The sequence below is a fragment of the uncultured Maritalea sp. genome (assembly GCF_937139385.1).
Taxonomy (GTDB): domain Bacteria; phylum Pseudomonadota; class Alphaproteobacteria; order Rhizobiales; family Devosiaceae; genus Maritalea; species Maritalea porphyrae_A.
The window spans coordinates 1-3,152 of sequence record NZ_CAKZPW010000157.1 but is presented as its reverse complement, the minus strand read 5'-3'; the positions used below and the strand labels follow the sequence as shown (position 1 = coordinate 3,152).

General features: G+C 51.3%; 3 protein-coding genes. All 3 read left to right on the top strand.

The annotated features are described in order from the left end of the window. Positions 1–390 precede the first annotated feature (390 nt). Complete coding sequence (gene istA / locus Q0231_RS06635) at positions 391–1,890, top strand: IS21 family transposase (protein WP_299346601.1); 1,500 nt, start codon at positions 391–393, stop codon at positions 1,888–1,890. Next, positions 1,887–2,648: an IS21-like element helper ATPase IstB gene (gene istB / locus Q0231_RS06630; protein WP_299346598.1), complete on the top strand. Its 762-nt coding sequence runs from the start codon at positions 1,887–1,889 to the stop codon at positions 2,646–2,648. The genes istA and istB overlap by 4 nt, the downstream gene beginning before the upstream one ends. A 217-nt stretch (positions 2,649–2,865) precedes the next feature. Further along, the coding region (locus Q0231_RS06625) for a hypothetical protein (RefSeq protein WP_299346595.1) at positions 2,866–3,152 on the top strand (287 nt) is incomplete at its 3' end.

Sequence of the window (3,152 nt, the reverse complement as noted above, 5' to 3'; positions counted from 1 at the left end):
AAAGCCTGAAAGTGGCCAATCACCTCAAATAATGCAACAGTCCCGCATTTAGCTGCGATCGATCACGGCATAGCCGATGCTGACGCCGGACGGTTTGCGACCCCGCAAGAAGTTGAGGCGGTGTTCGCCGAGTTCAGAACTGCATGAACTACGTCTTAGCGCTGGAAGATGATGCGAACGGGCACACACGCCGACCTGTTTTAAAGCCGATACTGGCAAAATTGTCCTGATATGTGTTAGAGTGTGTACATATGAATTCAACAGCGACTGACGAACAGATGGTGTGAACGGCGGAGCAATACTCGGCCACGGTAGCGGCGGCACAGTGCTGTCGCGGGCGGCGTAAAAGTCGGCCACTTTTGCCCTTTCATTTGATGGGAGGGCTTGGGGATTTTCACCGTGGAATTGTATTTGAAGGTTCGTCACGCTCACTTTGAGGAAGGTTTGAGTGGGCGTCAGATTGCTCGGGATTTTGGGATCAGCCGAGACAGTGTTGCGAAGATGTTGGCGTATTCTGAACCGCCTGGGTATCGGCGTACTGCACCGATACAGCGCCCTAAGCTTGATCCCTATATTGGTGTGATCGACGCCATTCTTGAAGCTGACAAGTCGGTTCCAAAGAAGCAGAGACACACGTCAAAGCGCGTGTTTGAGCGCTTACGTGATGAGCATGGCTATACTGGCGGCATTACGGTCGTGAAGGATTACATCTTTGGGGCGAAGCAGGCACAACGAGAGATGTTTGTGCCGCTGACCCATTCAGCAGGTCACGCCCAAGCCGACTTTGGTGAAGGGCTTGCGATTATTGGTGGTGTGGAGCGCAAGATCCACTTTTTGGTGATGGAGTTGCCGCATTCAGATGCGTGCTTTTTGAAGGCATATCCATCTGAGACAACTGAAGCGTTTTGCGACGCTCATGTTGCTGCGTTCGACTTCTTTGGCGGTGTGCCGATTTCGATATTGTACGACAACACCAAGATCGCGGTCGCTCGTATCCTGGGTGACGGCAAACGCAAGCGCACTCGTGTGTTTTCGGAACTGGTATCTCATTATTTGTTTGCTGATCGGTTTGGTCGTCCCGGCAAAGGGAATGATAAAGGCAAGGTCGAGGGCATGGTTGGTTACACCCGTCGCAACTTTATGGTGCCCAAGCCACGGTTTGCTAGCTTTGATGATTTGAATGCTAATCTAGCCGACCAATGCCGCAAGCGAATGGGTGATAAATTGCGCGGCCACAAAGGCACGATTGGCGAACGGTTTGTCGCTGATGCTGAACAATTACAACCTTTACCCGCGGTTCCATATGACGCGTGCGACAAGCAGTTTGTGCGCGTTAGTTCACTGTCTCTGGTGCGCTACCGTGGCAATGACTATTCCGTTCCCACGCAATATGGACATCAACAAGTTTTGGTTCGAGGCTATGTCCATGAGGTCGTGATTGCTTGGGGAACTGAGATCGTTGCCCGTCATCCGCGATCATGGGAGAAAGAAGATTATATCTTTGATCCGCTTCATTACCTTGCACTGCTGGAGCAAAAGACCAATGCGCTTGATCAGGCAGCACCACTGGCGGGCTGGGAACTGCCACAATGCTTCATAACGCTGCGGCGTTTGCTGGAAGCTCGTATGGGCAAAGCTGGCAAGCGCGAGTTCGTACAAGTGCTGCGGTTGTTGGAGACGTTTAATATGACCGACGTTGAAGCTGGGATCAAGAACGCGCTTGAACGAGGTACCATTGGCTTTGACGCTGTGAAGCATTTGGTGCTGTGCCGAATTGAACGACGCCCGCCAAGGTTGGATATGACAGTATACCCATATTTGCCAAAGGCTCATGTCGCAGCCACCTCAGCAGGTGACTACATGGCGCTTCTGACGGGAGGAAGATCATGAGTAATGCACCCAATGATACACCGCAATTATTGCTGCCTCATCACCTGAAGTCCCTGCGACTACCAACATTCTTGCGGGAATATGACAAGGTTGCAAAGCTGTGCGCGGCCGAGGGTGTCGATCATACTCGATACCTTTTGAGATTGAGCGAGCTGGAACTTATAGACCGCGAACGGCGAATGGTGGAACGCAGAATCAAAGCAGCCAAGTTTCCAGCGACCAAGAGCCTCGACAGCTTTGATTTTAAAGCCATCCCGAACCTCAACAAGATGTTGGTGATGGAACTGGCGCGGTGCGATTTCATAAACGCCCGAGAAAACATCATTGCTGTTGGCAACAGCGGAACCGGCAAAACCCACATTGCTCTTGGCCTTGGATTGGCAGCCTGTCAGAAGGGTCTTTCAGTCGGCTTTATTACAGCATCAGCACTGGTTCATGAGTTGCTGGAAGCGCGCGACGAAAAACGTTTGATACGCCTTCAAAAGCAACTGGCCAAATACAGCGTGTTGATTATCGATGAGCTGGGATATGTGCCATTATCGCCAACTGGCGCAGAACTTCTGTTCGAGGTTTTCTCACAGCGCTATGAACGCGGATCGACCATTGTGACATCGAACCTACCATTTGATGAATGGACAGGCACATTCGGTTCGGAACGCCTTACAGGCGCTCTTTTGGATCGGCTGACCCACCACGTCCATATTCTGGAAATGAACGGCGATAGTTACCGATTGAAACAAAGCGCTCAACCGAAATAAACTGACCAATCCCTCTGAGAGCCCGGCTTGACCACAGCCCCGCCCAGCTTCGTCGCTGTGGGATGGCACTGCGCTGTGCGGGTCTGGGGACAAACCTACCATCGTGCCAAGTGGTGTATTTTTACTCCGGCCAATGGAGCATTTTTACTCCGGCGTTGACAGGCTTCTTCACAAACCTCAATTCGAACCTCTACGCGATAAGTTATGCGTTGAGTGGATGCAGCGCTATCCGCATATGCACCTGAACAGTATGAGTAGCCTGTTCGATTTGGTCTCCACAAACGGAGATAACAAATGGCTCGAAACCTATATCGATAAACGTCTCAGCGATTTGGAGAGCGCGAGCGCCGCCGACAAAAAGTCCGAGCACTGGACAATCACTCATGATTTTTGGCGACTTCGAAAATTCTTCATCTGTGAGAAAGCTGACGAAGCGACCCTCAGGTGGCTTTCGGAGAGCAAAGAGCGACTCCTTCAATTAGAAGCAATAGCAAGCCGATTAAA